Genomic DNA, 24,750 nt, shown 5'->3' on the forward strand with positions numbered 1-24,750 from the left:
ATTCTCGATTCCCGGCTACTCAAGCAGCCGTGCCCAGCGCTGCATCCCTTCCACCCGGCTCAGCACCATCTTGATGCAGACCAGCAGCGGCACCGCGAGCAGCAGGCCCACCATGCCCCATAGCCAGCCAAACAGCATCAGTGCCAGGATCAGCATCAGCGGCGAGATCGCCATGCGCCGGCCCAGCACGATCGGGGTGACCACCTGGCCTTCGATGGTATGCAGCGCCAGATACAGGATCGCCGGCAGCATCGCCGACAAGGGGGTGCGGAATTCCACAAAGCCCATCAACAGCATCAGCATGACGCCGATCAGCGGGCCGACGTAAGGCGCGAAATTCAGCAGCGCCACGACCGTGCCCCAGAGCAGGGCTTCGGGCAGCGGAATCTGCAGTACGTACAAAATGCCTGCAAAAACTAGCCCGACCAGCGTATTGATCACGCTGATGGTGAGCACATACCGCGAGACCTCGCGCTCGATGTCCAGCATGATCTCGGTGGTGAAGCGCTGTTGTTGTCGATTGGGCAACAACGCAATCGCGTGCCGTTGCAGGCTCTCGCCATAGACCATGAAAAAGAACGTCAGCAGCACCACGGCCAGCACCGAGGCGGCCAGCTTGGGTGTGCGCACCAGCGCCTTGTACGGGTCGTCCATCTGCGTGCGCACGATCTGCACACCGCGCTGGCCTTCGCCACCGGCGGCGCGTGCAAAGTTTTCCGCCGCCTGATTGGCCTGCATCACCGGCTTGGTGAAATCGCGCACATCGCGTGCGATCTGGCGCATCTGGCGCGGTGCCTGTTGCACCCATTCGGCGGCGGGCCCAGCCAATTGCGCCGCCAACGTGACGGTGCCGGCCAGACCCAGGCAGAGCACCAGCAAGGCACCGAGAAAGCGTGGGATATACAGCTTGCGCAGTCCGCGCAGGATGGGGTTGCCGATCAGTGCGAAGAATGCCGCCAGCATCACCGGCAGGATGATCGTCTGCGCCGCCCATAAGGTGTAACCGACGGCAAGTGTTGCCAGCACCACCAACGAAGCCGGTGCGCGCGGACGTGGTGCCGGAGGCGGCGGAAGCGGATCTGCCGGAATGGCAGCATCCAAAGATTCAACGGAGATAGACATGCGCGCCCTGGCTGCAGACTGGCGTGCTGCCAGCGATGAGCCATTATCGGCACAACGCGTCAACGGCGCGCACAGGACCTGTGCGTGCGGTGTCAGTCCCCTTGCAGGCGACTGCCGGTCTCGACCATGCGCGGTGACGGCGCCTGAGCGCCGCAGACAACCTCAAAACAACCTCAAAAATCAGGCGGCGCGCTCGGGGGGCACCTGTACCACTGTGACGGTCGGTTCGGCCGCCACTTCTTCGGCATTGTCGGCGGCACGTTCGGCCTGTTCGGAGGCTTCCTGGGCACGGTGGGCCGTGAACAAGGCAGAGATCGTGCTGACCATCTGCAGAATCTTGGGAATACCGCCCAGCTTGCCAGCGATGCTGCCCAGCGCGGCCTGCGGCTCGTTGCGACCGGTCACAAAGCCCAGCCCGAAGCCGATCATCATGATGCGTGCCGGCGACCAGCCCGCACGCCAGGTCTGGCGCAGTTCGCCCCAGTGCGTGCGCGTTTCCTGCGCGCGCCCTTCCACTAAAACTTCGGCGCGTTCCACGCGCTGACACAAAGTGCCGAACTTCATGACTTGCCTCCACTGGCAGGCGCTGCGGCCGTGTCGTCATCGCTGGAATCGTCGAAGATGCCTAGCTTGACCAACTGACGCCGCGTTGCATTCATGCCGGTGTGATCGAAGTAGAAGAACACCCGCCATGCCGCGATTCCGGTCACCAGCAAACTCGCCAACGCCGTAAAGAACATCGCCTGAAACCACGACAACCCGGCGCGCTGCAGCAATGCAATGATGGCGCCTGCCAGCAACAGCCACGACGAAGCGCCGAAGACCACTGCCACGCATGCCCACGCCAAGCCACGCCCGAATGCACTGCGTGCCAGTTTTAGGTCGGCCGAGACCAGCCGGCGCAAGGCGCGACTGGTCTCGTGGGCCGAGCCCAGCGTTGCGCGGCCGGCAGCGCCGACCGCGCGTACGCTTTCGTCCAGTCCCGGCGTCTCCGGACGCGCGTCTGGCGCGCCGGAACCGGCAGCTGTAGAAGCCTGATCGACCACGACTTAGTTATCGTTGCTACGCGCAAGCTTGGCGATGACCCAGCCAGCGGCAAACGCAACGCCGAATGCGGCCAGCGGACGCTCGCGGATCAGGTCGGTGGCGCTGTCGAGCAGGTCGTTGCCCTTGGCAACCAGCACGTCCATCTGCTCCTTGGCAGCGGCGCCGCCAAATTCCGCAGCCGCCATGCCGGACAGCGCGGTGTCGGATAATTCGGCCTTGACGTTGGCACGGCCGAGCTTGAGCTCGTCGCCCGCAGCGCTGGTGGCGCCCTTGACGGCTTCACCGGCGGCGCTGGCGGCCGACTTCAGGTGGGTGCCGGCGTCGCTCAGGTTTTCCTTCAGCTGATCGGTATTGGTGGGGCTCATGCGATATCTCCTTCGGTCATTGATGGCAGCCGCCACTCACGTGCGGTCGTGCAGTAGCAATAGCATCGGGGGGGTGTAGGAGGCGTTAGTGGGAGCCGCGTGCAGTGCACAGTGCGTCAACGCATGAGCGCGTCGTACTGCGCGTTGCCACGCAGGATGCGCACCACCAGTTGCTGCGGTTTGCGCTGGAAATTGGCACGCCAGCTGGCCAGGTCCGCAAACTCGCCCACACTGCTGGCCACGATCACATCGCCGGAAACCAGGCCGTTGGCCGCGGCGCGCCCGCCACGTTTGACCTCGCTGACCATGACCCCGGTAATGCCGGACTGACGCAGCGACTCGGGCAGGTCCACAAAGGTGGCGCCGCTCAACCGTGGGTCCAGCATGTCGCCGGTGACTGCGCGGTCCTGCTCCTTCAAGGTGGCCTTGAGCTTGAGCGGCTTGCCGTCGCGACGGATGTCCAACGTCACCGCACTGCCAACCGCCTGCAGACCTTCGTAGTTGTGCAGCGCCTCGGCGCTGTCCACGCGTTGATCGTTGGCAGCCACGACCACATCGCCCGGCTGCACGCCGGCTGCTGCCGCCGCAGCGCCTGGCAACACGCGTGTCACCAGCGCACCGCGCAGCGAATCCACGCCCAGGCCCTGCAGCATCTGCTGGGTGAGGTTCTGGGTTTCCAGGCCGAGCGTGCCGCGCACCACCACGCCCTTGGTCACCAGTTGCTCGACCACGTTGCGCGCGAGGTTGGAGGGAATCGCCAGACCCAGGCCGATATTGCCGGCCATGCTGCCCTGCGGATTGAAGCTGGCGGTGTTGATGCCCACCAATTGGCCTTGCAGATTGACCAGCGCACCGCCGGAATTGCCGGGATTGATCGAGGCATCGGTCTGGATGAAGTTCTGATAGCCGAGCCCGCGAATACCGCTACGTCCCACCGCCGACACGATGCCGGAGGTGACGGTCTGGGTGAAGCCGAACGGGTTGCCGATCGCCACCACAAAGTCGCCCACGCGCAGCTGATTGCTGTCGGCCAGTTTGATGTCGGTGAGGTTGTCGGCCTTGATGCGGATCAGCGCGATGTCGGTGTCGGCATCGGAGCCGATGAAGTCGGCCTTGACCGTGCGCCCGTCGCCGAGCGTCACCTGCACGTCGTCGGCATTTTCGATGACGTGATGGTTGGTCAGCACATACCCTTTTTGCGCATCGATGATCACGCCGGAGCCCAGCGATTCGTTGATGCGGTCCTGCGGAACCTGCGGGAACAACCGGCGCAGGATCGGGTCATTGAAGAAGGGGTTGCGCACGCGCACCACCTGCTTGGTGTTGACGCTGACCACCGCCGGCATCGCCTGCTGCAGCATCGGTGCCAGCGAAGGCACCGGTTGCCCGGCAACCGCGGCCGGTAGCGCAGCAGCGGCCGGCAGGGTGAAGTTGGTAGCGCCGGCCGGCGCGGCGTCGGCGCGGTTGTCCAGCCACGCGTTGATACCGGTGGCGGCAAAACCACCGAAGGCGGCGGCCAGGGAAAGCGTCAGCAAAGTGGGAAGCGGTCGCATGGAACGGATTCCGGGTTACGCGGTGGAAAGGGAATAAGGTGTCTGGCTACGTAAATCAAGCTGAACGAGAGTGCCAGCCAGCAATTTAACTGCCGGTGAAAGCGCCGCGCATGCCTTGCCGCCACTGCGTTGACAGCCCGTCGAGCCGGGCGTAGCGTCCGCTTGTTCCGATGCCTGTTCAGCATACGCACGCCATCGCGCATCGCCCGCATTTATCGAACTGATGCCCTTAAGGAGGGTCTATGAGCAACGGCAATGGTGTAACCGCAACCCTGTCCGACGCCGTCGACAGCGTCAAGAGCACCGCAACTGAGCTGACCGACACCATCGCCAGCACCACCAGCGAGGCGGTGACCAACGTGCAGGAAGCGGCTGGGGTGGCAGTGGCGGAGGTCAAGACGCGCGTCGCCAAGGCCCGCAAGGCGGTGGTCAAGGCCGAAAAGAACGTGGTCAGCAAGGCTGGCGAGGCGGCGAGTGCAGTCAAGCGCAGCGTGGCCAAAACCAAGCGCTCGCTGACCGCGACCAAGGACGCTGCAAAAGACAAGCTGACGGCGACCAAGGATGCGGCCAAGCAGAAGCTGCTCTCCACCAAAGATGCGGCCAAGCAAAAGCTGACATCGACCAAAGATGCCGCCAAGCAGAAGTTGAGCAGCACCAGCGCCGCGGCCAAGAAAAAGATCTCCGATACCAAGGCCAACACCAAGCAGAAGCTGGAAACCGCCAAGGCCAACGCCAAGGCCGAAGCGGCGGCGCTGAGCGCCAAGACCGCTGCCAAGAGCGCGGCACGCAAGACCGCCGTGGCAACGGTGAGCGCGCGCACGGCCGCGAAGAAGGCCGCGGCCAAATCGGCGTCGCTGAAGAAGTCGGTCGCCAAAGGCATCGCCAAGAAAGCGCCGGTCGCCAAGCCGGCCGCAACCAAGCAAGCCGCAGTGAAAAAGGCCCCGTTGAAGAAGGCCGTAACCAAGACTGCATTGAAGAAAGCGGCCAAGGTCACCAAAACGCCTGCAACGCGCGCAGTGGCCAAGACCACCGCCGCCCGCAAGGCCGTCGGCAAGAAGGCCGTCAAGCGCGTCACGCGCTGACGGCTGAGGGCGGCATTGTGTGGCGCCGCTCGTGCTGGAAGCGCAGATGTACGCTGCAGGTTGAGATGTAAGTGACGTTGAGACGTATCGAGAGAGGCCGGCGCTGCCGTACAGCGTCGGCCTTTTTTATGCGTTTGCGTTGCTCCAGCTGCGTGGTGCTCCAACTGCACGATGCTGTGCACGTACCCTCATCCGCCCCTTCGGGGCACCTTCTCCCGGTGGGAGAAGGGACGTGCGCTTGAGCCCCTCTCCTGCGGGAGAGGGGTTGGGGTGAGGGTACGCAGCGAAGCGCTCCAGATGTTTCGACTGCAGCTTGCGTTGCTCCAGCTGCGTGTTGCTCCAACTGCACGAGGCTGCGCACGTACCCTCATCCGCCCCTGCGGGGCACCTTCTCCCGGTGGGAGAAGGGACGTCCGCTTGAGCCCCTCTCCTGCGGGAGAGGGGTTGGGGTGAGGGTAGGCAGCGAAGCGCTCCAGGTGTTTCGACAGCAGCTTGCGTTGCTCCAGCTGCGTGTTGTTCTAACTGCACGAGGCTATGCACGCACCCTCATCCGCCCCTTCGGGGCACCTTCTCCCGGTGGGAGAAGGGGACGTGCGCTTGAGCCCCTCTCCTGCGGGAGAGGGGTTGGGGTGAGGGTACGCAGCGAAGCACTCCAGATGTTTCGACTGCAGCTTGCGTTGCTCCAGCTGTGTGTTGCTCTAACTGCGTGTTGCTTCAACTGTACAAGGCGGCGCACGTACCCTCATCCGCCCCTGCGGGGCACCTTCTCCCGGTGGGAGAAGGGAACTGCGTAGGCTTCGTCTCGCACCTACTCGATGCCGTCGACCAACTGCTCGGCGCCCTTGCGAATACCGGCCTTCGCCGCGTCATACGCGCCCAGGCTGGCCTTGATGTTCATTGCGCTGGGATATTGCTTCTCGACATACGCGGCGAGCAGGCGATCGCTTTGCGCATCGAAAATCTCCACCGCATAGCTGACCGAGCCGGAGAACGCGCCCTCCTTGCCGCGTGCAGCCTGCACCGCGTTGTACGAACCGCCGCCCAGGTCCACCTTCATGATAGTACCCAGTACGCGCTTGCTGGGCTTGGCGCCGGTCAGGGTGATGCGGACGCGCAAGGTGTCGCGATCGGCCGATGTCGTCGGGCGCCAGCGCCGCGCGATGGCGTTGCCGAATTCCTGCTGCATGACGTCGGCCAACATGCGCTTGTCCTGCTCTGGAACGTTGTCGAACTGCGCATCCGGTCCGCGGTAAACGGCGACCGGCTCAACGATGGCTGCGCGGTAGTGCGTCCAATCCACGTCGCTGTGATACGCATACGGCATACGGTCGCCGCGGCTGCCGTCGTGCGGGCGTAAGTAACTCGACGAAGGCAATTGGCTATATGGCATGGGACGGGTGCTGGCGCAGCCGACCAGGGTGATGCCGACAATGGCAAGCGTGCAGCAACGGGCGAAGGAATGAACGGACATGAAAACGGCCTATAAGGGATTTAAACGATGGGGCAACAGCACGTGCGCGCATGCTCAATGAAGCAGGCAGCGCAGCAGCGCCAGTGCAAAGACCGCACCCGCGGAAGTGAACAACACGCTGCGTGTGGCTCGACGTTGCAGACGACGTATCTGGCGCGCGCTGCGGATATCCGGCAACGCGCACCAGATGTCGCGGTTGCGCGTGCCGGTGCGGCTGCAGCGAAATTCCGTCGCCGGGACCAACGCAGTGGTAGACGCGATCACGCTGTCATTGGCCGCGGTTTGCATGGCCAATTGCGACAGCACGGTTGGAGCGCGTGGGGTGGAGCGGGTCGAGCGAATCATCACCATGCATCCTGGATGCGTGCGGTGAGTGCACTCTAGGTAGGCAGCTTTAGAAACTTATTGGAAGCGAGCAGAACGCCGCTAACATCGCGCCTGGTCTCTTGGCGCGATCAACAAAACCAGTGCGCGCCCACCAGATGGGCGCGGTGATCTACAACCGGCGATGGCGTTGTGTGCTGCGTCCGACAGTGCTGTTTTGCTGGCTCGATCGCGATCATCTCGCGCACGGAATCGGCAAGGACCAAGCGTCCATCCCGCTTTCAATACGCCGTCCACACTCGCGTGGCGGCCGCCTGCTAGGTTGTTTCAGCTGCTCTTGGCCGTCGGCGCGCCATCGCCGGCAAACACCGTGCGGACACACAGGCCGCGTCCTTCGTTGCCTTCGCAGGTTTCGATCGTCGCGCCATGCAGGCGCGCAATGCCCGCCACCAACGACAGCCCGATCCCGCTGCCCTGCACCTCGCTGCCCGGCACACGATAAAAGCGCTCGAAAATGGACGCATGTGCGGACTCCGGCACACCCGGGCCGTCGTCGCTCACCTGCACGAACGGGTGCAGCACATCGGCACGCAGGCAGTAGCCGCAACTGACTTCCACCGTGCCGCGGCTGCGCCCGTAGCGGATGGCGTTGTCGACCAGATTGCGGATCAGGATGCCCACCGCATCCACATCGCAGCGCACCAGACACGGCGATGCCTCCACATGCAGATTGATCTGGCGCGCGTCGGCCTGCACGCTGAATTCGTCAAGCACATGCGAAATCAGTTCCCCCATCTCCACCTGGTGATAGGCAGCAGAGCTGATGCCGGCATCCAGTCGTGCCAGATCCAGCAACTGCTCGGCCAGGCGGTTGCTGCGGCGCGCGGTCTCCAGCAGCTGACGCAGCGCGGCGTCCTTGGCCTCCAGGGTGGGCGCACGCAGGGCGACTTCTGCATAGGCGTGCAGCGCCGACAGTGGCGTGCGCAACTCGTGTGCGGCATCGGCTACGAAGTCGCGCTCGGCCTGCACCGCTTTTTCGACACGTGCCAACAGGGTGTTGAAGGAAGCGATCAGTGGGCGGATTTCATCGGGGACCTGATCCAGCGGCACCGGTTCGGTTTCAAGCCCGGTGCGCTGTGCGATGGCGCACGAAATGCTGCGTAACGGTCGCAGCGAGGTACGCACCGCCCACCACACCAGCAGGCCAAGAATGCCCAGCTGCAGGGTGTTGAGCACCATCGCAATCAGGGTCTGCTTGAAGCTTATGCGCGAGGACGCATTGCCGAGCGGGGCGTCGATGTTCGCGTCGTTGGATGCCGTTGCGGGTGTGTCGAAGTGGTGCTGCAGCGCATCGGGCAAGGTGCTGACCAAGCGGTCGCCGAGCAGATTGAGTTCCTGCTCGACCACGCTGTGATGGCCCTGGGTGACCAGCGCAATCAAAATCCATAACGACGTGGACCAGCTCAGCAGAACGATGGCCGCCAACGCCGCCAGCATGCGCGCCTGCAAGGATTTCATTCGGGCGCCTTGCCGACCATATAGCCCTGGCCGTAGACGGTGGAAATCAGCTGGTCGCCCAGTTTGCGCCGCAACTGATGCACATACACCGCAATCATGTTGCTGCCGCCTTCCGACGGGCCGCCATACACGCCTTCTTCCAGCTGGTCCTTGGTGACCACGCGTCCCGCGCGTTCCATCAATGCCAGCAGCAAGCGATATTCATGCGCGCTCAGCGCCACCCAGGTACCGGCGCGGGTGACCTTGCGGCTGCTCGGATCCACGCAGACATCGCCCTGATTGAGCACCGGCACCACGCGGCCCTGGCTGCGGCGGGTGATCGCGCGCAGCCGCGCCATCAGCTCGTCGAACTGGAAGGGCTTGACCAGGTAATCGTCGGCGCCGGCATCCAGGCCGCGAATGCGATCGGTGAGCTGGCCGCGCGCGGTCAAGGCAATCACCGGGGTGGCGTCGTAGTGGCTGCGCATGAAGCGGATCACCGTCAGCCCGGATTCGCCAGGTAGGCCGATATCCAGCAGCACCGCGGTGTAGCGGTGATCCACCAGTGCGGTCTTGGCCGCGTTGGCGCTGCCGACATGGTCGATGGTCCAGCTCTGCTGGCGTACGCCGTCGCAGATGGCATTGGCCAACATGGTGTCGTCTTCGACAAGGAGCAGGTGCATATAGGGTCCGCCGGGTATCGGGCAATCCGAGATCCGCAGCACTGTCGAAGATGCGCGTTAGGGAAATATTAGTGCATGCCCCATCCGGCGCGGTTGCGTACCCGATGGGCGGCCGGCACGCCCGGGGCGCTTGGGCCGGCGGTAGCTCAGCGCTGCAGGATCGCGCGCAGCGCCGGCTCCAGTTGCGGGTACTGGAAGCGGAATCCGGCGTCGAGCGCGCGCTGCGGCAGCACGCGCTGGCTGATCAGCAGCAGGTCTGCCATTTCGCCGAAGCCCAGCCGCAGCAGCCCGGCCGGCAGCGCCAGCAGCGCCGGGCGGTGCAGCACCTTGGCCAGGGTGCGCGCGAACTCGGCATTGCTGACCGGGTTGGGCGCGGTGGCGTTGTAGGCGCCGGGCTGGCCGTGCTGCAGCAGCCAGACCAGCAGCGCCACCATGTCGGCGCGGTGGATCCAGCTCATCCAGTGCCGGCCGTTGCCGAACGGCCCACCGCCGCCCAGCCGAAACGCCGGCAGCATGCGTGCCAGCGCGCCGCCATCGCGGTCCAGCACTATGCCGGTGCGCACCCAGCTCACGCGAGGGCCAAGCGTGCCGATGCGGGCGGCTTCCGCTTCCCAGTCGCGGCACAGCACCGCCGAAAAATCGTCGCCCGCGGCATCTGCTTCGGTCAACACCGTGTCGCCGCGCTCGCCGTAATAGCCCACCGCCGAACCGGAGATCAGCACCGACGGCCGCTGCTCGGGTGCCTGCTGCGCCATCCAGTCGTGCAGTTGGCGGGTGATGCCCAGCCGCGAATCGCGAAATCGTTGCTTGCGCGCATCGGTCCAGCGGCCGGCGGCCAGCGGTTCGCCGGCCAGGTTGATGACGGCCTCGGCCTGCACGCCGTCCAGCGTGTCGACAGCGGTCACGCCGGGCAGGGTACGGCTGGCGCGACGGGTGTCGCGCGTCAGCACGCTGACCTGATGGCCGTGCAGCAGCGCGGGACACAAGGCCTGGCCGATGAAGCCGGTGCCGCCGGTGATGAGCAAGCGCATGGGAGGTTCCTGGGCCGAGTCGATGCGGCACCATAGGCCAGGGCAGACCGAAGCGAAGTGAAGCTGGCACGCGGAGCGCTGGCAACCTTGCCGATGCTGTGGCCGATACCTTGGTGCAGCTGGATCGGGACGGTGGCGTTGATGCGGGCGCCTGCAGTCGCGGCTGGCGTGTCGAGCACGGTGATGCAGCAATGCGCTCGACGCACTGCTAGCCGCCAAACGCAAACGCGCCGGACAGGCCGGCGCGTTGCAGGGTGCAAGGGTGGTGCGCTTACCTCGACGACGATACCGCGTGGGCACGTTCGAAGTGCGCCGACACCACACGACGGGTCTCTTCCAGGTGCTGCTTGACCGGCGCGCTCTCTGCGGCGGGCAGCAGTTCGGAATCGATGATCTTGATGGTGTCGCCATGGTCGATGACCATGGTGCGCATGAAGGCGTTGCGATACGCATCCTTGCCGTCCGGCAGGGTCAGCGTCTTGGACAATGCCTCTACGGCGGCTTTGCCCTTGGCGTGCAGCGCGTCCGCACGCGGGCTGTCCTTGGCGCCCAGCGCCTTGGTTTTCTCGAGGTTGGCTTCGTGGTCGTGCAACATCTGCTGGGCGAATTCGCCGGTGGCGCCGCCCAAATCTTGCTCGATGGCCTGCTTGGCCAGCGCAATCTCGTTCTCATCGATCGCGGCCAGTACGCCCAGCGCGCCGCCATCGCCCTTGGCCAGCTCGGTGGCCCCGCTCCCGCTCACCGGCGCGGCGGTGGGTTCCGGCGACACTGCCGGTGCAGTGCGCGAGGTATCGCCACCGGGGCGATCGCAGGCGGTGAGGGTCAGCATGGCCAGCAACGATGCAGCAACAAAAGTGGATTTCATGAATGTCTCGGGCTGAGTCGGCAGTGCCGACGGTGAAATGTAAAGGAGCCGCTGCGCGGCTCCGGTAGTGCGTTGCTCAGGCCCACTGCGGCTGGGCGAGCGGTGTCATGCCCAGGGGTCTGATCGGCGTGCGGATTGCGTCCTGCGCGGTGCGGCATTGCCGCGCCATGCGCGTCGTGCGCTCGCGAATCATGGCGTGTTCGCTGATAGGCGCGCTGCCCAGCAGGCTGGCCACATGGAAGCCAAGGATTTCCTCCGCGCGGTCGCCTTGGTCGCTGATGATGTGCGGTACCAACCGCTCCAATCGTTCCAGCTCCTGCTGCACTTGATACGGGGTTTTCATGACGATCTCCAATGAATAACGGGTCTTGCGTATTACGTGCGTGCTCAACTGTTGCGCGCGCCCAGGCGCTGCCAGCAGTCGGTTGCCAACTGTTCGTAGTTGGACTGCGTACTGGATGAAATGAAGTGATGCTCTAGGCGGTCGCGAAACAGACGCAGACGTTCCTGATCGCTTGAACGCGGTGCCTGCAGATAGATATCGCAGGCCATTTTCACCACCGGTGACAATTCGCTGAACTTGCCTGCACCCAGATTTCCTTGGGCGTGCCGCGCTTGCCAATGCGCGATTTCGGCTTGTACATCGATGACGGATGGGTCTCTGCTCATGACTTGGGGCGTTCCGGGATTAAACAAACTTGACGTGCAGAGTAACTGCGGGTATGTCAACGAATGATCATCGAACGCAACCATTGCCTGCGATTTCAACGCGCAACGCTTAATTGGTCAGCTTTTTTTCGCCTCTCTACACGCGTTGCATGCACAGGCATCGGTGCGATGTATGCCGCTTGCCATGACGCCAGCTTCGCGCGCTGATTGGCCACACACAATTGATTGGCGGCAGCGCAGCGATGCGCACTGTGTCAGTCGCTACCGTATCGGCGCGTTCAATGCGCATGTTTTTGGTGCAAAAGCAGGCGTGCGGTGCCGCATTTTACGGAAGATTCTGAACCGCTCCACACCTGTGTAACGTCTGATCCGTAAGGTAGGCGATGACGTAATGGAGAGAGCAGACAGGATGCAGGAGAGTGAAAGCAGTCGTGGGAAGCCGCGCCATGCCAGTGGTACACCAGAAGCGCGCGTGTGGTGGCATGCCTTATTGGAACTGCGCGGTGGGCGAATGGCCATCAGTTTGATCGTGGTGGTGCTGATCGTGGTAGGCCTCTATCTGGCCTTGAAGTAAGCGCAGACGCCTACCTGCAACATCGCACTGCGCCCCTCGGCCGCAACGAGGCTGGCGCCGGTATGCGGCCTTGCCGCAAGGGGATGTGATGGCAGATCCGTCATATGAGTGGGTGCGTGGATACACCACACGCATGGTGTCTGCCGATGGACACGAGCGCGCCACGCATACCTGGGTGTGCAGCGAAATTGCACGCCTGCTGGGCGCACACGATGGCGGTCTGTCCGATGTTGCGATGATCGACGAGGGTATCGGGCACCGCATCTTGCACGTGCCCGACGACACCTTGACCACCGAACAGGCCCACGCATTGGGAATTCACGATGCCGGCGGCTTGCTGGGTGGCATTGTGCCGCACGCGTTTATCGCTACCAAGGTCATCGGCCATCCATTGATCAGCGAGACGGCAACGCGAATCGATGGCTGGAATCAGGCGCTGGCGACCGCGCTGGTGCCGGCTACCTTGCCTGGCTATACGGTGTTTTCTCGGGACGATGCGCTGCATGCGGTGGACCTGTTGCTGGCCGACGGCGGTGTGCGGCTGAAACTGCCTACCGGCGTGGGTGGGAGTGGACAATGGCGCATTGCCGATACCGGCGAACTGGTGCAGGCGCTGGACAGTCTGCCAGCAGATTACCTGCGCACCCATGGCGCTGTGCTCGAGCGCAATATCCTGCAGCCGCTGACGCATAGCGTAGGCGAATTGTGCGTGGCAGGAATCCAGATCGCGTATTACGGCACGCAATGCAGCGTGCGCAATGCGCAAGGCGATGCGGTCTACGGTGGATCGTCGCTGCATGTGCATCGCGGCTCGCTGGAAGCGCTGCTAGCCACCGCATTGCCGCCGTTGCAGCGGCGCGTTGTGGAACAAGCATGCCGCTACGATCGCTGCATCACGAATGCTACTGCCGGCCTGCACATTTCGCGACGCAACTACGATGTGGTCAGTGGCGAAGATGCGCATGCGGTGCCTGTCTGCGGCGTGCTGGAGCAATCCTGGCGGATTGGTGGTGCGACGCCGGCCGAGCTGGCGGCGATCGCCTGTTTCCAGCAGCAGGCCGGCCTGCACTGGGTGCACGCATCCACGCACGAACTCTACGAGGGCGAGCCACCGGCCGATGCGCAGGTGTATTACCGTGCAACCCAGCCCGGCGCCGGTCCGCGCTACAAATACCGAAGGGTCTCAACCGACTGATGGAAGCCAAACTTTCCAGCATCGACATTGCGGTCGATCACGACGCGCTCAGCGGCACCTTGCTCACGCCCACCGGCATTCCGGCGGTGCTGTTCGTCCATGGCTGGGGCGGTAGCCAGCATCACAGCCTGGTGCGCGCGCGCGAGGCGGTGGGCCTGGGCTGCATCTGCTTGACCTTCGATCTACGCGGTCACGAAGGCCATGCCTCGATGCGGCAGACCGTGACCCGCGCGCAGAACCTGCAGGACATCATCGCCGCCTACGATCAGCTGGCGGGGCTTCCGTATGTGGATCAACAGTCGATCGCCGTGGTCGGCCTGAGTTATGGCGGCTACCTGTCGGCGCTGCTGACGCGCGAGCGCCCGGTGGAGTGGCTGGCGTTGCGCTCGCCCGCGCTGTACAAGGACGCGCATTGGGACCAGCCCAAGGTCAGCCTCAATGCCGATCCGGATCTGACCGCATACCGCCAACGTGCCCTGACACCCGACGACAACATCGCGCTGGCGGCCTGCGCTGCGTATACCGGCGATGTGTTGCTGGTCGAAGCCGAGAACGACGTCATCGTGCCGCATCCGGTGCTGCGCAACTATGCCGATGCCTTCGTCAATGCGCGTTCGCTGACCGCGCGCGTGATTGCCGGCGCCGACCATGCGTTGAGCGTCAAGGAGCATCAGCAGGAATACACCCGCGCGCTGATCGATTGGTTGACCGAAATGGTAGTGGGCCGCCGGATTGCATTGGCCAAGGAAGTGGTGGCTGCACGCAAGCAACTGCTCAAGCAGCAGGGTGACGCAGCGTCAACGGGGCAGGACGCACTAGCGTTTCGCGGCGATATCCGGGCGGTGGAAAACACGTCCGGTTGATCCGCCGCGCGTTTGCGTCGCCGTGCAGGAACACGTGGTGCAGCATGTTGCGCGGCCATCCCGACCATGCGGAACGCGCAAGGCGTCGTGATGCCGCAAGAGGCTACGAAGGCGCTGCAGGTTATGGCCCACCGCAACTCACACAAACAAACGGGCCCTCGCGGGCCCGTCTGGTCTACTGCGGATCACTGGCGTTTAGCGCGGCCAATGCGCCGCGGTCTAAACGAGCTACGGATTACACGCGTGGATCGGTCGGGTTGCGACGTGCCGCGTCGCCATGATGGTCCGAATCGAACGCCTCACGCACAGCGTGCTTGGCCTTTTCCCAGGTCAAACGCGAGTCCGCCTTGAAGCGGTCCCAGCCATCGCCAAGGTCGCGCTCCAGATGGTCGTCCCACTGGCGGCCGGCATGCTGCTGACGCGCCTGCATGCCGTAGCGGTAGGCAGGGCGATAGTCGTCATACGAATACTCGCTGTCACGGTAGCTGGCGCTGTCGAAACGGCCGGCATAGTGCGTGTCGCCATCGCGATACACGGTGTGGGTGCGATCGGCGCGATCCCACGCGTCGCGTGCAGCCAGACGTGCGTCATCCCATTCCAGGCGCGATTCGCCACGATGACGCGGCCACTCGCCCGCCAACGTGGCTTCGGTTTCTTCCCAGGTGCTGGTGGGGCGCGTCTCGCGTGCCTGCAGGCCAAAGCCATACACGGTGGCGTAGTCGCGGTCGTAGTCGGTACCTTCTTTGTAGTACGGGCGGTTTTGATGCTCCTGGCGCCAGTATTCGGTTTCTACGGTCGGGTCGAGGCGCTCGGCCACGCCCTTGCCGGCAGCTGCGCCTGCCACGACGCCGGCAGCCGCGCCGATCAACGTGCCCAGCGGACCAAACACCGTGCCTGCCAGTGCGCCTGCCGCCGCACCGCCAGCGATGCCGCCCACACCCACGCCAACCGGATGCGAGCCCGGGGCACCGGAGATCGGGTCGCGGTTCAAATCCTGTGCGTCTGCTTTGCGTTCCTGCCTGTCGAGATTGCTCATGCCGCCTCCGGTTACCTGATGGATGCAGCCTGCGAAGACAGGCCGCGAACGTGGCGCAACCATGGCGGCGCAAGAGTGAAACGCTTGTGCTTTGATGTGAGTGCCATCGCGACATGACTGAACTGTGCATTCGCATGTGCGGATGAGGTCGCAGACAGCTTGCAACCGCGACATCGCTAAAAACATGACGAAAGAGGGCCGCGACTGCGGCCCTCGGTTTATCCCTTGATGCACACCACCTGGCGCAGCGTGTGCAGCACTTCGACAAGATCCTGCTGCGCGGCCATCACCGCCTCGATCGACTTGTATGCCGCTGGCGATTCGTCGATCACTGCCGCATCCTTGCGGCATTCCACATGCGCAGTCGCCTCGCGGTGCTGAGCCAGCGTGATCTGTGCACGCGCTGCGGTTCGGCTCATCACCCGTCCCGCACCGTGGCTGCAGCTATGGAAGCTCTCTGCGTTGCCTAACCCACGCACGATGTAGCTGCGCGTGCCCATGCTGCCGGGAATGATGCCCAGCTCGCCGGTACGTGCGCTCACCGCGCCCTTACGGGTGATCAGCAATTCCTCGCCATGGTGCGTCTCCCTCTGCACATAGTTGTGGTGGCAGTTGACCGCCAGCTTCTCCAGCTGGAACTTCGGCAGACGGTGACGCATCTCCGCCAACACCCGCGCCATCATCGCTTCACGATTTTCGCGTGCGTAATCCTGCGCCCACGACACCGCTTCCACATACTCATCGAACAGCGGCTCGCCCTGCATGAAGAAGGCCAGGTCCTTGTCGGGCAGATGAAAGCCCAGCACGCGGTGTGCCAGTTGCTCACGCGCCCGCTCGATGAAGTAGGTGCCGATCAGGTTGCCGGTGCCACGCGAGCCGCTGTGCAACATCACCCACACCGCGTCGGTCTCGTCCAGACAGAGTTCGATGAAGTGGTTGCCGCCGCCCAGCGTGCCGATCTGGCACGCCAGCTTATCGGTGCGGATGCGCTTGTGCTGCTGCTTGATCGCTTCCAGGCGCTGCACCAGCCCCGACTGCGCGATCCGCGTGTCGATGCTGTCGGGCAGGTTGCGATGCTCGCCGCCACGGCCGTTGCCGACCGGCACGCTACGCTCGATGCTGGAGCGCAGTTGCGCCAGGTTGTCCGGCAGGTCGCTGGCACGCAGGGTGGTGCGCACCGCGGCCATGCCGCAGCCGATATCCACGCCAACCGCGGCCGGGATGATGGCACCGCGGGTCGGGATCACCGAGCCCACGGTTGCGCCCTTGCCCAGGTGCACGTCGGGCATCACCGCCACCCACGGCCCGACAAACGGGACGGCGGCGATATTGCGCAACTGCGCATGCGCCTGTTCTTCCAGCGGCACGCCGCGCACCCAGCCCTTGATCGGGGTGGTGCTGCCTTCGGCATGCAGCCATTCGAAGTGTTGTGAAGTACTCATGCTGTTCATTCCTTTGCGCGGGTGTGCGGCCAGTCCTTTCGCCGCACACCCGCATGATTATCTGAGCGTCACCAACTGCTTCAGCACGCCATCCAGGCCGCCGAACACGGTGAGCTTGTCGATCTTTTCGGTGACCTTCTCCAGCGCCTCCAGCTCCTTCAATCGCATCAGCACCGGGCTGTCTTCGATCAGCTTGGCGGTGTTGAGCAAGGAACGGGTGGCGTTGGCCTCCTCGCGCCTGCGGATCACATTGGCTTGCGCCTGCTTTTCCGCCTGCACGACCGCATTGAGGATCTCGCGCATCTCACCGGGCAGGATCACGTCCTTGACCCCAACGCCGAGCACGTCGATGCCGAAACCGCCTACGCTGCCACGCACGTAGCCGAAGATATCCGCGTCCAGCGATGCCTTGTCGCCCAGCAATTCGTCCAGCGTCTTGGCCGCAACCGCGCGGCGCAACCCGTACTGCAATTCGCGGTACAGGTAGTCGCCCGCCTTGGCCACACGCGTCCGCATTGCTACCGCATCGGTGACGCGCATGCTCGCTGCCAGATTGACCCGCAACGACACCTTGTCGCGCGTCAGCAATTCCTGGCCGGAGACCTCCACCGATTGCACGCGCAGGTCGATCACCTCGGTGGCCACGTTCTTCTGGAAATTCCAGAACGCGTACGCACCGGGGCCGAAGGGTGCCATCAGCCTGCCGTCGACGAACACCAGCCCTTGCGATTCGGCGGGCACGTCCATGCACACGGCCACGCGCGACACGGTGCCGAGCTGACGCAGGCGCCGCTGCACATCGCCCGGCACCTGCAGGCCATCGCCCAACGGCAAGCTCTGCACCTCGACGGTGGCGGCGCCGCGCCAATACAGCGCGCGGGTGCCCGGTGCCAGGACCTGGTCGAGCTTGCCGTTGCGGATCAGCAGGCCCACTTGCGCGGTGCCGATGTCCGCCAGCACGAAGTGCTGCGGCAATGCGGCGCCCAGCGTGTCGATCAGCATGTCGGCATCGCGGCCGACCTCGTCGCCACTGTGGATGTTGTGCACGCTGACCTCGGTACGGCTCAGCGGGTCGAACAGGCGGTAGACACCGGGCACGAGCACGCGCTCGAACCGACGATTTCGATACACCAGGCCGCGCTCGCCGTCGCCGATCACGACCCTCTTGGTCCAGAACATGACACTTCTCCTTGGGTTGGCTCTGGTGGTCCGATCCGTAGGTACTGCCGTTTTGCCGCCCGGATCGGACTGATGGCCAAACGTGTGCCGATGCAACGCGGCGTTGGAAGGTGGAAACGCCGGTGACGGCGGCCGTGCGGGGCACGCTGCGCTGTTGGCGCCTGCCGATGCGTTGCCGCAGCTGCGCGATGGTTTGCGAAGGCAGGGCTGAGCGCAGGGTGACGCGTCCAGGGCAAGTGCCCGGCGACGTCGCCGCTGCTGCGTGCATTCGCGCGATGCATTGCTTGAATGCACGCAGCATGGGCGTTTCCGTAAAGGGACTTGCGTCCCCGAGATGACCGGAAAGGTCATTGCTTGGAGCGGGAGTCGAACCCGCGACAGACAGATTAGAAATCTGTTGCTCTACCCTCTGAGCTATCCAGTGGTGGGTAATGCGGAATTGAACCGCGCCTGCGGATAGTGCCGCCGCTCGACCACGAGCCGATACCCAAAACGAGAAACACCAGAAAGATGATCGGTATACGCCACGGCACAGCCGCGCGCACCAGCTGGAATAAACTCCAGTCCGCTGACGATCTTTCGCACTGTTTCCGATGGCCGTTTTATTCAAACGGTCATTCAGTCGGTGCATGACCACACACCACCCGTGCCCGAAACCTGGGCACAGCGCTATCGCGCCTCGTGGCAATCCAACATCCCTGTTGTCGGGCAGTCCGTGCCCGGGTTTCAACTGCGGTCATCCACAGGTTCGCGACGAACGCACAACGAAAAACGCCCCCGGATGCAGCATCCGAGGGCGTTTGCGTGCCTCGGAGATCGGGTGACCGATCTCCTTGAATCAGGACATCAGCCGATGATGGTGCGCACGTCCTGTTTGGCCGTGCACGCAAACGATGCCGCGCGAAGCGCGCCGGGCAGTCGATTGCGTTCGATGAAATGGCTGGTGTGCATGAGCGTGGGTCAGGTCCGGGTGCAGGCAGTGCTGCGTAGGGCGCGAACATTACCTGCAGGTTTTTGGTTATGCAAGCACTTTATGAAAATAATTGATTATGTTTTTTTGGGGTGCTGGCAATGTGCGGATTGAAAGTGAAGATTCCGAATGGCGAAGACTTGGTTCGATTGGATAATCATCGACACATGTTGCGCAGGAACTGTCGATGCGCGGTTGTGCAGACAAGGGGTATTCCCGTTACAGGGATGCGGTCGGGTATGCAGTTGCATTCGTGGCCGATGGTGCGCGGTTAGTGGCGTCTGGGAATGTGCGGTCGCACCCATGATGTAAGGCAGTTGCCGCTGTCGACCTCGTGCCAATCACGGGCCTGCCGCATACAACAGCGCGTCCGGTCATTCACTGCGAAAGGCGCAACCCGGTCGCTGGCAGCAGGCTGCAGTACCAAGTGCGCGCGGCGAATGCAACGGCGGAGCTCAGCGCCAGGTGAACGCGATTGGTGCGTCATGCGGCGTGCGCCACGGTGATGAGAACGCCGACCTACCTGACCACTACGCGCGATGCGCCGCGCTCAGCCGCCGTGCGTGCCTAGCGTGCGCGCGCCGGTCAGGATCATGCGCAGCATCTGCGAGATCTGTTCGATCAGTTCCGGGTCTTTTTCCGGTGGCGAGTCCATCGCCACCGCGCCCATCGCAAAGACCAGGCGGGTGATCGCCTTGGACACCAGCGCCGGCGCGTGCAACTTGGCGTTGTCGGCGGCGGCCAGGCGGATCAGGTCCACGCGCAATTCGTCTTCGAAGTAGGTCAGCTCGCGCTCCACCGCCTGCTTGAAGGCGTCCGAACCCACCGCGCCTTCGCGCAGCAGTACGTGCAGCAGCTTGTCGTCGGCGCGCAATTGCTCCATGAACGCTTCCACGGACACGCGGATGACGCTGCGGTCGGTGGAGGTGGCGCGCTGGCGGGCCTGCCCGATGATGGTGCGCAGCGAGCGCCCGGCCAGATCGATCAAGGACACCGCGAGCTCATCCATATCGCGGAACTGGCGGTAGAAGCTGTTTGGCGCAATGCCGGCTTCGCGTGCCACTTCGCGAAGGCTCAGCGTGGACAGGCTGCGGTGCGGGCCGATCAGCGACAGCGCCGCGGCAATCAGGTCCTCGCGTGAAATCGCCGGCTTGCGTGACGGCGGCGCGTCGTGGGAAGGCAGGGCGATGGAGGTCATGAGGCAGCAGCCGGGCGTGGGGATGAATCATAGCCCCTCTGGTCGATATACAACTGTATACACGCGTGTGCATGCATGCGTATAGTGCAACCTATGAGCCTGGCACCCACTCCCAAGAGCAAGTCCCCGCTGCCCGCACGGCTGGCGCGCCGGCTGGTGTCGCCACAGCTGTTCGATTTCTGGGCAACCCGAATCAATCCGCTGTGGACGCTGGATCGGCCCATGGCCCGTCTGGTCGAACGCAACCCCGCCAGCCGCGACACGGTGACCTTGGTGTTTCAGGCCAATGGCCACTGGCAGGGCCTGCAGGCCGGCCAGCACGTCAGCGTGGGTGTGGAGATCGACGGCCGCCGTCTGCTGCGCAGCTACAGCCCCACCGTGCTGGCCGACGGCCGCCTGGCGATCACCGTCAAGGCGATCGAAGGCGGGCAGGTGAGCCGTTATCTGGCGCACGATGCGGCGCTGGGCACGGTGGTGTCGCTGGACCCGGCCTTTGGCGACATGCTGCTGCCGGCCGCGCCCACTCCGCTGTTGCTGCTGGCCGCAGGCTCGGGCATCACCCCGATGCGCGCGCTGCTGCGTGCGGCCGCGCAGGCTGGCATGCCGGTGGATGTGGACCTGCTGTACTGGGTGCGTCAGCGCGATGAAGCCTGCTTTCTGGACGAATTCGAGGCGCTGGCCGCCGCGCATCCGCGTCTGCGCGTGCAGGTGCTGACCACCCGCGAGGGTGCGGCGCCGGCGGCGCGCGTGGACAGCTATCCGTTGGAGCAGATCGCCGATCTGTCCGCACGTCACGTCATGGCCTGCGGCCCGGGCGGATTTGTGCAGGCGGCGCGTGCACGGTTGGAAGGTCAGGTAGCGGCGTTTCAGGCCGAAGCCTTCAGCGTGCCGACGCTGGACGACGGCGAAACCGGCGACGTCCAGGTCCAGCTGTCACGCAGCGGCCGTACGCTCACCCTGCCGCGCGGCCAGTCGCTGCTGGAAGGGTTGGAAGCGCAAGGCCTGCGCCCGAAACACGGCTGCCGCATGGGCATCTGCAACAGCTGCGCCTGCGCGCGTCAGTCCGGCACCACGCGTCACCTGTTGACCGGTGAGCGCAGCAACGAACCCACCGCACAGGTGCGCCTGTGCATCAGTGCCCCGAGCACTGACCTGATCCTGGATCTGTAAGGAATCTTCATGAGCCGAGTTCATAACCGTGCCCTGTCCGCCGCCGAACTGCAGTCGTTTGGCGACGAACTCGATGCCATCCGCGCCCGCGTGCAGCGCCAGGTAGGCGCCGCCGATGCGCGCTACATCCGTCGCATCGTGGCCGCCGTGCGCTGGACCGGCGTGGCCGGCCGCGCGCTGCTGTTTTTGGGCGCGTTCGTGCACAGCGTGCTGATTCCGGCCTGGATTGCCGGCGTGGTGCTGCTGACGCTGTCCAAGATCCTGGAGAACATGGAGCTGGGCCATAACGTCATGCACGGCCAGTACGACTGGATGGGCGACCCGCAGCTCAACGGCAACACCTACGAGTGGGACATCGTTGCCACCGGCGACAACTGGCGCAAGACGCACAACTTCAAGCACCACACCTATACCAACGTGCGCGGCATGGATGACGACATCGGCTACGGCCTGCTGCGGATCTTCCCCGAACAGCGCTGGCGCCCGTTCTACCTGGTGCAGCCGTTTATCGCGGTGGTATTTGCGCTGCTGTTCGAATGGGGCGTGGCCATCCAGGACCTGCGCCTGGGCCGCTGGTTCGCGGGCAAGATGAAGGCCGCCGAATTGCGCGCGTCGTTCCTGCCGGTGGGCCGCAAGATTGGCCGCCAGATGCTTAAGGACTACATCGTGTTCCCGCTGCTGGCCGGCCCGTTCTTCCTGACCGTGCTGCTGGGCAATCTGGCGGCCAATATGCTGCGCAGCATCTGGACCTTCGTGATCATTTTCTGCGGCCACTTCACCGCTGATGCGGAAGTGTTCCCGAAGGAATCGATCCGCAACGAGTCGCGCGGCCATTGGTATCTGCGCCAGTTACGCGGCTCGTCGAATCTGACCGGCGGCAAGCTGATGAACGTGCTGTCGGGCAATCTGAGCCACCAGATCGAACATCATTTCTATCCGGACCTGCCGGCCAATCGTTACGCACAGATTGCGGTCGAGGTGAAGCAGATCTGCGCGCGCTATGGGCAGCACTACAACACCGGCTCGTTGCCGCGTCAGTTTGGCCAGGTGATGTGGCGGATCGTGCGGCATGCCTTCCCGAGCCGGCCCAAGCCGGTGCGCCAACGTGGCGCTGCGCTGCAAAGCGCTTGAGTGATACGAGAAAGGCCGCCATTGGCGGCCTTTTTTTATGGGTTTGGATTCAATCAATTTGATGGGATGCGATTTAGCCGGCACGGTCGCAAGCGTAGCGATGCGGCGCGCGCGTGCGCCTGCAATGCATGAGCGTGGTCGGCGTCGGCGAGCGATGGATACCTCGCCGGTGCAACGGTGAGGTTGGCTGAGCGACAGCGCAGTGATTGCAATCGCTACTTCGACAACAGGCTAGTTGTGTGTGAGCGGTGCCGCCACCTATCTGCATGCAACACATGCACGTCATTGGCGTAGGTAAGTGATGGCACCAATGGTGGGTCTGAGGTACAGAGTCGAGGGTCGTGGGATTCGGGTAGCGTCGGCAAGGCGCGAGGCCACTTGTTCGGGGTCCTGACGAGCTGGGCCCAGCACAGACACAGTGGTTACGAGCGCCACTTTGAAACCACGCCATGGTGTAAGTGGTTGCCTGGGTTGCGGCATTTCAGCCGATGGCGGCGGTACGCCTGAGCATCCCAATCGTGCCAGGCGACGCGAAAGATCCTGACGTTGCAGCTTAGGCCTGCATCTAATCTCCAATGCATCGAAACGGCTTACCGGCCGGATGCCTTGACGGCCGCGGCTACCTACTTGAAACCGTGCGCCGCAACGCTGCGCGCCTGCGCGTGATACGCGATGAAGCCGGTCGCCGGCAGCGCGCGCGAGAACAGCCAGCCCTGCGCAAGATCCACGCCGTGTGCGCGCAGGTAATCCAGTTGCTCCTGGCGCTCCACGCCTTCGGCGATCGTACGTAGCTGCAACGTCTTGGCCATTTCGATGATGTGCGCGGTCACCGAACTGGTGGCCGAGTGGGTGCCGATGGTGTCCACGAACGACTTGTCGATCTTCAACGCATCCAGTGGCAAGCCTTGCAGATACTGCAGGCTCGAATAGCCGGTGCCGAAGTCGTCGATCGACACCGTATGGCCGGCACCGCGTAGATGGGTGATGGTGGTGCGCGCCGCATCGATGTCCATCAGGCTGCGCTCGGTCGCCTCCACCCACAATTGCCCGCTGTTCACCCCGGCGCCTTGCAGCGCCTGCGCCAGTACCGACTGCACACGGCCGCTCTTGATGTCGCCAGCCGAGACGTTGATGGCCACATGCAGCGCGGGATCGGCGGCCAGGGTGGGGCCGAGGTCGCGGATGACTTCGGCCACTACCAGATCGGTGATCGGCAGGATCAGGCCGCTTTCTTCTGCCAGCGGAATGAAGGCATCCGGTGGCACCAGCACGCCGTCCGGCTGTTGCCAGCGCACCAGCGCCTCGGCGCCGACGCAACGGCCGTCGTCGAGCGCAATGATGGGCTGGTAGTGCACGATGAATTCGCCGCGCTGCACCGCAATCTCCAACCGTGCCAGCGGCGACAAGCGGCGTCGTGAAACCCACAGCACCAGGCCGACCAGCAGCACCGCCAGCGCGATGCCGGCCGGCACCACCTGCAGCCGTGCGGCGGCCAGCGGCCCGCGCAGATAGGCGGCAGGCTCGGTGACCACCGCGGCCCAGTCGCCGCGCCGGTCGCGCCCGGACAACACCTGCGCGTCGGCGATGCTGCGGATGTCGGTGTCGGTGGCGTCGCGTGGCGTCACCAGCAACTGTTCGGCGGCGGTGCCGGTGCTGCTGAGAAGGTGCCCGTCGGGAGTGCCGATCGCCAGCTGCAGGCCGGGCGGGATGTTGATGTCGGTCAGCGTGTTCGGGTTGATCAGGACGTTGTAGTCGCCAAGCTGCAGCGCCATCAAGGGATGCTGCGGATTGGCCAGCGGCAACAGCCGGGTGGTCACCGCGATGCCCCGCTTGACCACGAAGTCCGGGCTGGTCTGCGGGATGCTGTCGGGCAGCTGCCCCCATGAGGTACAGCGCAAGCGGCGTTGCTGGAAATGTCCCAGTTCGACGATGTAGTGGTTGGTCAGCACCAGCGCGCGCATCTGCGCCAGATGCGCGGGCGAGCAGGACGGCATCCGTGAGGTGGCCATGCTCAGCAAGGCACCATGCGCTTCGTCGAAGGCGGTTTCGGTACGCCGGATCGACAGCGCTGCCAGCTGGCTGAGTCTGCTTTCTTCGCGCGACAACGCCAGCCGCCACGCCAGGTAGTAGGACAGGCCGATCGGAAGCGTTGCGCACAGCAGCACCAGCAGCACGGTCAGACTGATGATGCGTTGACGTTTCACGTCACCACCCGCATCGGCTTGGGGGCCAGCTCATGCGCGTGGCCTCGTGTAACCGGCGCGGTGGACCACGATCTGCGCG

General features: G+C 64.2%; 25 protein-coding genes and 1 tRNA gene. 7 read left to right on the top strand and 19 right to left on the bottom strand.

Annotated elements, in window-relative coordinates:
• Positions 1-15: 15 nt before the first annotated feature.
• From RQH86_RS20090 to RQH86_RS20110, 5 genes are all read right to left on the bottom strand, one after another.
• Positions 16-1,122, bottom strand: a complete 1,107-nt coding sequence (locus RQH86_RS20090) for an AI-2E family transporter (RefSeq protein WP_055847280.1) — start codon at positions 1,120-1,122, stop codon at positions 16-18.
• Between the two features lie 180 nt (positions 1,123-1,302).
• A complete protein-coding gene (locus tag RQH86_RS20095; RefSeq protein ID WP_055847283.1) occupies positions 1,303-1,686 on the bottom strand; it encodes a hypothetical protein in 384 nt (127 codons plus the stop codon).
• Positions 1,683-2,168 carry a phage holin family protein gene (locus RQH86_RS20100; RefSeq protein ID WP_311239107.1) on the bottom strand — a complete coding sequence of 162 codons (486 nt, stop codon included), beginning with the start codon at positions 2,166-2,168 and terminating at the stop codon, positions 1,683-1,685. Before RQH86_RS20100 ends, RQH86_RS20095 begins: the two co-directional genes overlap by 4 nt.
• A gap of 3 nt (positions 2,169-2,171) precedes the next feature.
• The gene (locus RQH86_RS20105; protein WP_055847289.1) at positions 2,172-2,534 is read right to left on the bottom strand and encodes a hypothetical protein; all 363 of its coding nucleotides are present in this window, start codon (positions 2,532-2,534) and stop codon (positions 2,172-2,174) included.
• A 116-nt stretch (positions 2,535-2,650) separates the two neighbouring features.
• Complete coding sequence (locus RQH86_RS20110; RefSeq protein ID WP_055847292.1) at positions 2,651-4,087, bottom strand: Do family serine endopeptidase; 1,437 nt, start codon at positions 4,085-4,087, stop codon at positions 2,651-2,653.
• Between the two features lie 242 nt (positions 4,088-4,329).
• Here RQH86_RS20110 and RQH86_RS20115 point away from each other — a divergent pair, with 242 nt between their 5' ends.
• Positions 4,330-5,169: a histidine biosynthesis protein HisIE gene (locus RQH86_RS20115; protein ID WP_311239108.1), complete on the top strand. Its 840-nt coding sequence runs from the start codon at positions 4,330-4,332 to the stop codon at positions 5,167-5,169.
• 808 nt (positions 5,170-5,977) lie between these two features.
• Here the strand turns inward: RQH86_RS20115 and RQH86_RS20120 are convergent.
• From RQH86_RS20120 to RQH86_RS20155, 8 genes are all read right to left on the bottom strand, one after another.
• Complete coding sequence (locus RQH86_RS20120) at positions 5,978-6,640, bottom strand: DUF3313 domain-containing protein (protein WP_311239109.1); 663 nt, start codon at positions 6,638-6,640, stop codon at positions 5,978-5,980.
• Between the two features lie 54 nt (positions 6,641-6,694).
• Complete coding sequence (locus RQH86_RS20125; RefSeq protein WP_311239139.1) at positions 6,695-6,928, bottom strand: hypothetical protein; 234 nt, start codon at positions 6,926-6,928, stop codon at positions 6,695-6,697.
• Between the two features lie 363 nt (positions 6,929-7,291).
• Positions 7,292-8,482, bottom strand: coding sequence for an ATP-binding protein (locus RQH86_RS20130; RefSeq protein WP_311239110.1), 1,191 nt, complete (start codon positions 8,480-8,482; stop codon positions 7,292-7,294).
• Positions 8,479-9,144, bottom strand: coding sequence for a response regulator transcription factor (locus tag RQH86_RS20135; protein WP_055847304.1), 666 nt, complete (start codon positions 9,142-9,144; stop codon positions 8,479-8,481). The genes RQH86_RS20130 and RQH86_RS20135 overlap by 4 nt, the downstream gene beginning before the upstream one ends.
• A 146-nt stretch (positions 9,145-9,290) precedes the next feature.
• Entirely contained in the window at positions 9,291-10,175 is an 885-nt protein-coding gene (locus tag RQH86_RS20140; RefSeq protein WP_311239111.1) for a TIGR01777 family oxidoreductase, read from the bottom strand.
• A 271-nt stretch (positions 10,176-10,446) separates the two neighbouring features.
• A complete protein-coding gene (locus tag RQH86_RS20145; protein WP_055847310.1) occupies positions 10,447-11,040 on the bottom strand; it encodes a DUF4142 domain-containing protein in 594 nt (197 codons plus the stop codon).
• Between the two features lie 76 nt (positions 11,041-11,116).
• Complete coding sequence (locus RQH86_RS20150) at positions 11,117-11,383, bottom strand: hypothetical protein (protein WP_055847314.1); 267 nt, start codon at positions 11,381-11,383, stop codon at positions 11,117-11,119.
• A gap of 44 nt (positions 11,384-11,427) precedes the next feature.
• Entirely contained in the window at positions 11,428-11,709 is a 282-nt protein-coding gene (locus RQH86_RS20155; protein WP_003486531.1) for a hypothetical protein, read from the bottom strand.
• 409 nt (positions 11,710-12,118) lie between these two features.
• On the opposite strand from RQH86_RS20155, the gene RQH86_RS20160 reads away from it, so the two are divergent.
• The 3 genes from RQH86_RS20160 (at position 12,119) to RQH86_RS20170 (ending at position 14,341) form a co-directional block, all read left to right on the top strand.
• Positions 12,119-12,283 carry a hypothetical protein gene (locus tag RQH86_RS20160; RefSeq protein WP_164497025.1) on the top strand — a complete coding sequence of 55 codons (165 nt, stop codon included), beginning with the start codon at positions 12,119-12,121 and terminating at the stop codon, positions 12,281-12,283.
• Positions 12,284-12,371: 88 nt separating this feature from the next.
• Complete coding sequence (locus RQH86_RS20165; RefSeq protein ID WP_311239112.1) at positions 12,372-13,478, top strand: DUF3182 family protein; 1,107 nt, start codon at positions 12,372-12,374, stop codon at positions 13,476-13,478.
• A complete protein-coding gene (locus RQH86_RS20170) occupies positions 13,478-14,341 on the top strand; it encodes an alpha/beta fold hydrolase (protein ID WP_055847320.1) in 864 nt (287 codons plus the stop codon). Before RQH86_RS20165 ends, RQH86_RS20170 begins: the two co-directional genes overlap by 1 nt.
• Positions 14,342-14,576: 235 nt before the next feature.
• On the opposite strand, the gene RQH86_RS20175 is transcribed toward RQH86_RS20170, so the two are convergent.
• The 4 genes from RQH86_RS20175 to RQH86_RS20190 all read right to left on the bottom strand — a co-directional run bounded on the left by RQH86_RS20175 (position 14,577) and on the right by RQH86_RS20190 (position 18,419).
• Positions 14,577-15,377: a hypothetical protein gene (locus RQH86_RS20175; protein WP_311239113.1), complete on the bottom strand. Its 801-nt coding sequence runs from the start codon at positions 15,375-15,377 to the stop codon at positions 14,577-14,579.
• A gap of 218 nt (positions 15,378-15,595) precedes the next feature.
• On the bottom strand, positions 15,596-16,819 hold the full coding sequence (locus RQH86_RS20180) for an RtcB family protein (RefSeq protein ID WP_161963173.1): 1,224 nt from the start codon (positions 16,817-16,819) through the stop codon (positions 15,596-15,598).
• Between the two features lie 57 nt (positions 16,820-16,876).
• On the bottom strand, positions 16,877-17,998 hold the full coding sequence (locus tag RQH86_RS20185; protein WP_311239114.1) for a slipin family protein: 1,122 nt from the start codon (positions 17,996-17,998) through the stop codon (positions 16,877-16,879).
• Between the two features lie 354 nt (positions 17,999-18,352).
• A tRNA-Arg gene (locus RQH86_RS20190) sits at positions 18,353-18,419 on the bottom strand.
• 399 nt (positions 18,420-18,818) lie between these two features.
• Between RQH86_RS20190 and RQH86_RS20195 the strand changes: the two genes are divergently transcribed.
• Positions 18,819-19,082, top strand: a complete 264-nt coding sequence (locus RQH86_RS20195; RefSeq protein ID WP_311239115.1) for a hypothetical protein — start codon at positions 18,819-18,821, stop codon at positions 19,080-19,082.
• 436 nt (positions 19,083-19,518) lie between these two features.
• Here RQH86_RS20195 and fabR read toward each other — a convergent pair whose 3' ends face one another.
• Positions 19,519-20,166: an HTH-type transcriptional repressor FabR gene (fabR, locus tag RQH86_RS20200; protein ID WP_055847328.1), complete on the bottom strand. Its 648-nt coding sequence runs from the start codon at positions 20,164-20,166 to the stop codon at positions 19,519-19,521.
• A 93-nt stretch (positions 20,167-20,259) separates the two neighbouring features.
• On the opposite strand from fabR, the gene RQH86_RS20205 reads away from it, so the two are divergent.
• Both RQH86_RS20205 and RQH86_RS20210 read left to right on the top strand, forming a co-directional pair.
• Positions 20,260-21,336, top strand: coding sequence for a ferredoxin reductase (locus RQH86_RS20205; RefSeq protein ID WP_311239116.1), 1,077 nt, complete (start codon positions 20,260-20,262; stop codon positions 21,334-21,336).
• A 9-nt stretch (positions 21,337-21,345) separates the two neighbouring features.
• Complete coding sequence (locus RQH86_RS20210) at positions 21,346-22,467, top strand: acyl-CoA desaturase (RefSeq protein ID WP_115514138.1); 1,122 nt, start codon at positions 21,346-21,348, stop codon at positions 22,465-22,467.
• A 623-nt stretch (positions 22,468-23,090) separates the two neighbouring features.
• On the opposite strand, the gene RQH86_RS20215 is transcribed toward RQH86_RS20210, so the two are convergent.
• Positions 23,091-24,671 carry an EAL domain-containing protein gene (locus RQH86_RS20215; RefSeq protein ID WP_311239117.1) on the bottom strand — a complete coding sequence of 527 codons (1,581 nt, stop codon included), beginning with the start codon at positions 24,669-24,671 and terminating at the stop codon, positions 23,091-23,093.
• Positions 24,672-24,750 lie beyond the last annotated feature (79 nt).

It is taken from the genome of Xanthomonas sp. WCS2018Noco2-27 (assembly GCF_031843525.1).
Taxonomy (GTDB): domain Bacteria; phylum Pseudomonadota; class Gammaproteobacteria; order Xanthomonadales; family Xanthomonadaceae; genus Xanthomonas.

What these genes read in the sequence shown, in the direction of transcription:
- RQH86_RS20090 (WP_055847280.1), bottom strand. Translation starts at nt 1,122, where the DNA reads ATGTCTATCTCCGTTGAATCTTTGGATGCTGCCATTCCGGCAGATCCG.
- RQH86_RS20095 (WP_055847283.1), bottom strand. Translation starts at nt 1,686, where the DNA reads ATGAAGTTCGGCACTTTGTGTCAGCGCGTGGAACGCGCCGAAGTTTTA.
- RQH86_RS20105 (WP_055847289.1), bottom strand. Translation starts at nt 2,534, where the DNA reads ATGAGCCCCACCAATACCGATCAGCTGAAGGAAAACCTGAGCGACGCC.
- RQH86_RS20110 (WP_055847292.1), bottom strand. Translation starts at nt 4,087, where the DNA reads ATGCGACCGCTTCCCACTTTGCTGACGCTTTCCCTGGCCGCCGCCTTC.
- RQH86_RS20115 (WP_311239108.1), top strand. Translation starts at nt 4,330, where the DNA reads ATGAGCAACGGCAATGGTGTAACCGCAACCCTGTCCGACGCCGTCGAC.
- RQH86_RS20120 (WP_311239109.1), bottom strand. Translation starts at nt 6,640, where the DNA reads ATGTCCGTTCATTCCTTCGCCCGTTGCTGCACGCTTGCCATTGTCGGC.
- RQH86_RS20125 (WP_311239139.1), bottom strand. Translation starts at nt 6,928, where the DNA reads ATGCAAACCGCGGCCAATGACAGCGTGATCGCGTCTACCACTGCGTTG.
- RQH86_RS20130 (WP_311239110.1), bottom strand. Translation starts at nt 8,482, where the DNA reads ATGAAATCCTTGCAGGCGCGCATGCTGGCGGCGTTGGCGGCCATCGTT.
- RQH86_RS20135 (WP_055847304.1), bottom strand. Translation starts at nt 9,144, where the DNA reads ATGCACCTGCTCCTTGTCGAAGACGACACCATGTTGGCCAATGCCATC.
- RQH86_RS20140 (WP_311239111.1), bottom strand. Translation starts at nt 10,175, where the DNA reads ATGCGCTTGCTCATCACCGGCGGCACCGGCTTCATCGGCCAGGCCTTG.
- RQH86_RS20145 (WP_055847310.1), bottom strand. Translation starts at nt 11,040, where the DNA reads ATGAAATCCACTTTTGTTGCTGCATCGTTGCTGGCCATGCTGACCCTC.
- RQH86_RS20150 (WP_055847314.1), bottom strand. Translation starts at nt 11,383, where the DNA reads ATGAAAACCCCGTATCAAGTGCAGCAGGAGCTGGAACGATTGGAGCGG.
- RQH86_RS20155 (WP_003486531.1), bottom strand. Translation starts at nt 11,709, where the DNA reads ATGAGCAGAGACCCATCCGTCATCGATGTACAAGCCGAAATCGCGCAT.
- RQH86_RS20160 (WP_164497025.1), top strand. Translation starts at nt 12,119, where the DNA reads ATGCAGGAGAGTGAAAGCAGTCGTGGGAAGCCGCGCCATGCCAGTGGT.
- RQH86_RS20165 (WP_311239112.1), top strand. Translation starts at nt 12,372, where the DNA reads ATGGCAGATCCGTCATATGAGTGGGTGCGTGGATACACCACACGCATG.
- RQH86_RS20170 (WP_055847320.1), top strand. Translation starts at nt 13,478, where the DNA reads ATGGAAGCCAAACTTTCCAGCATCGACATTGCGGTCGATCACGACGCG.
- RQH86_RS20175 (WP_311239113.1), bottom strand. Translation starts at nt 15,377, where the DNA reads ATGAGCAATCTCGACAGGCAGGAACGCAAAGCAGACGCACAGGATTTG.
- RQH86_RS20180 (WP_161963173.1), bottom strand. Translation starts at nt 16,819, where the DNA reads ATGAGTACTTCACAACACTTCGAATGGCTGCATGCCGAAGGCAGCACC.
- RQH86_RS20185 (WP_311239114.1), bottom strand. Translation starts at nt 17,998, where the DNA reads ATGTTCTGGACCAAGAGGGTCGTGATCGGCGACGGCGAGCGCGGCCTG.
- fabR (WP_055847328.1), bottom strand. Translation starts at nt 20,166, where the DNA reads ATGACCTCCATCGCCCTGCCTTCCCACGACGCGCCGCCGTCACGCAAG.
- RQH86_RS20205 (WP_311239116.1), top strand. Translation starts at nt 20,260, where the DNA reads ATGAGCCTGGCACCCACTCCCAAGAGCAAGTCCCCGCTGCCCGCACGG.
- RQH86_RS20210 (WP_115514138.1), top strand. Translation starts at nt 21,346, where the DNA reads ATGAGCCGAGTTCATAACCGTGCCCTGTCCGCCGCCGAACTGCAGTCG.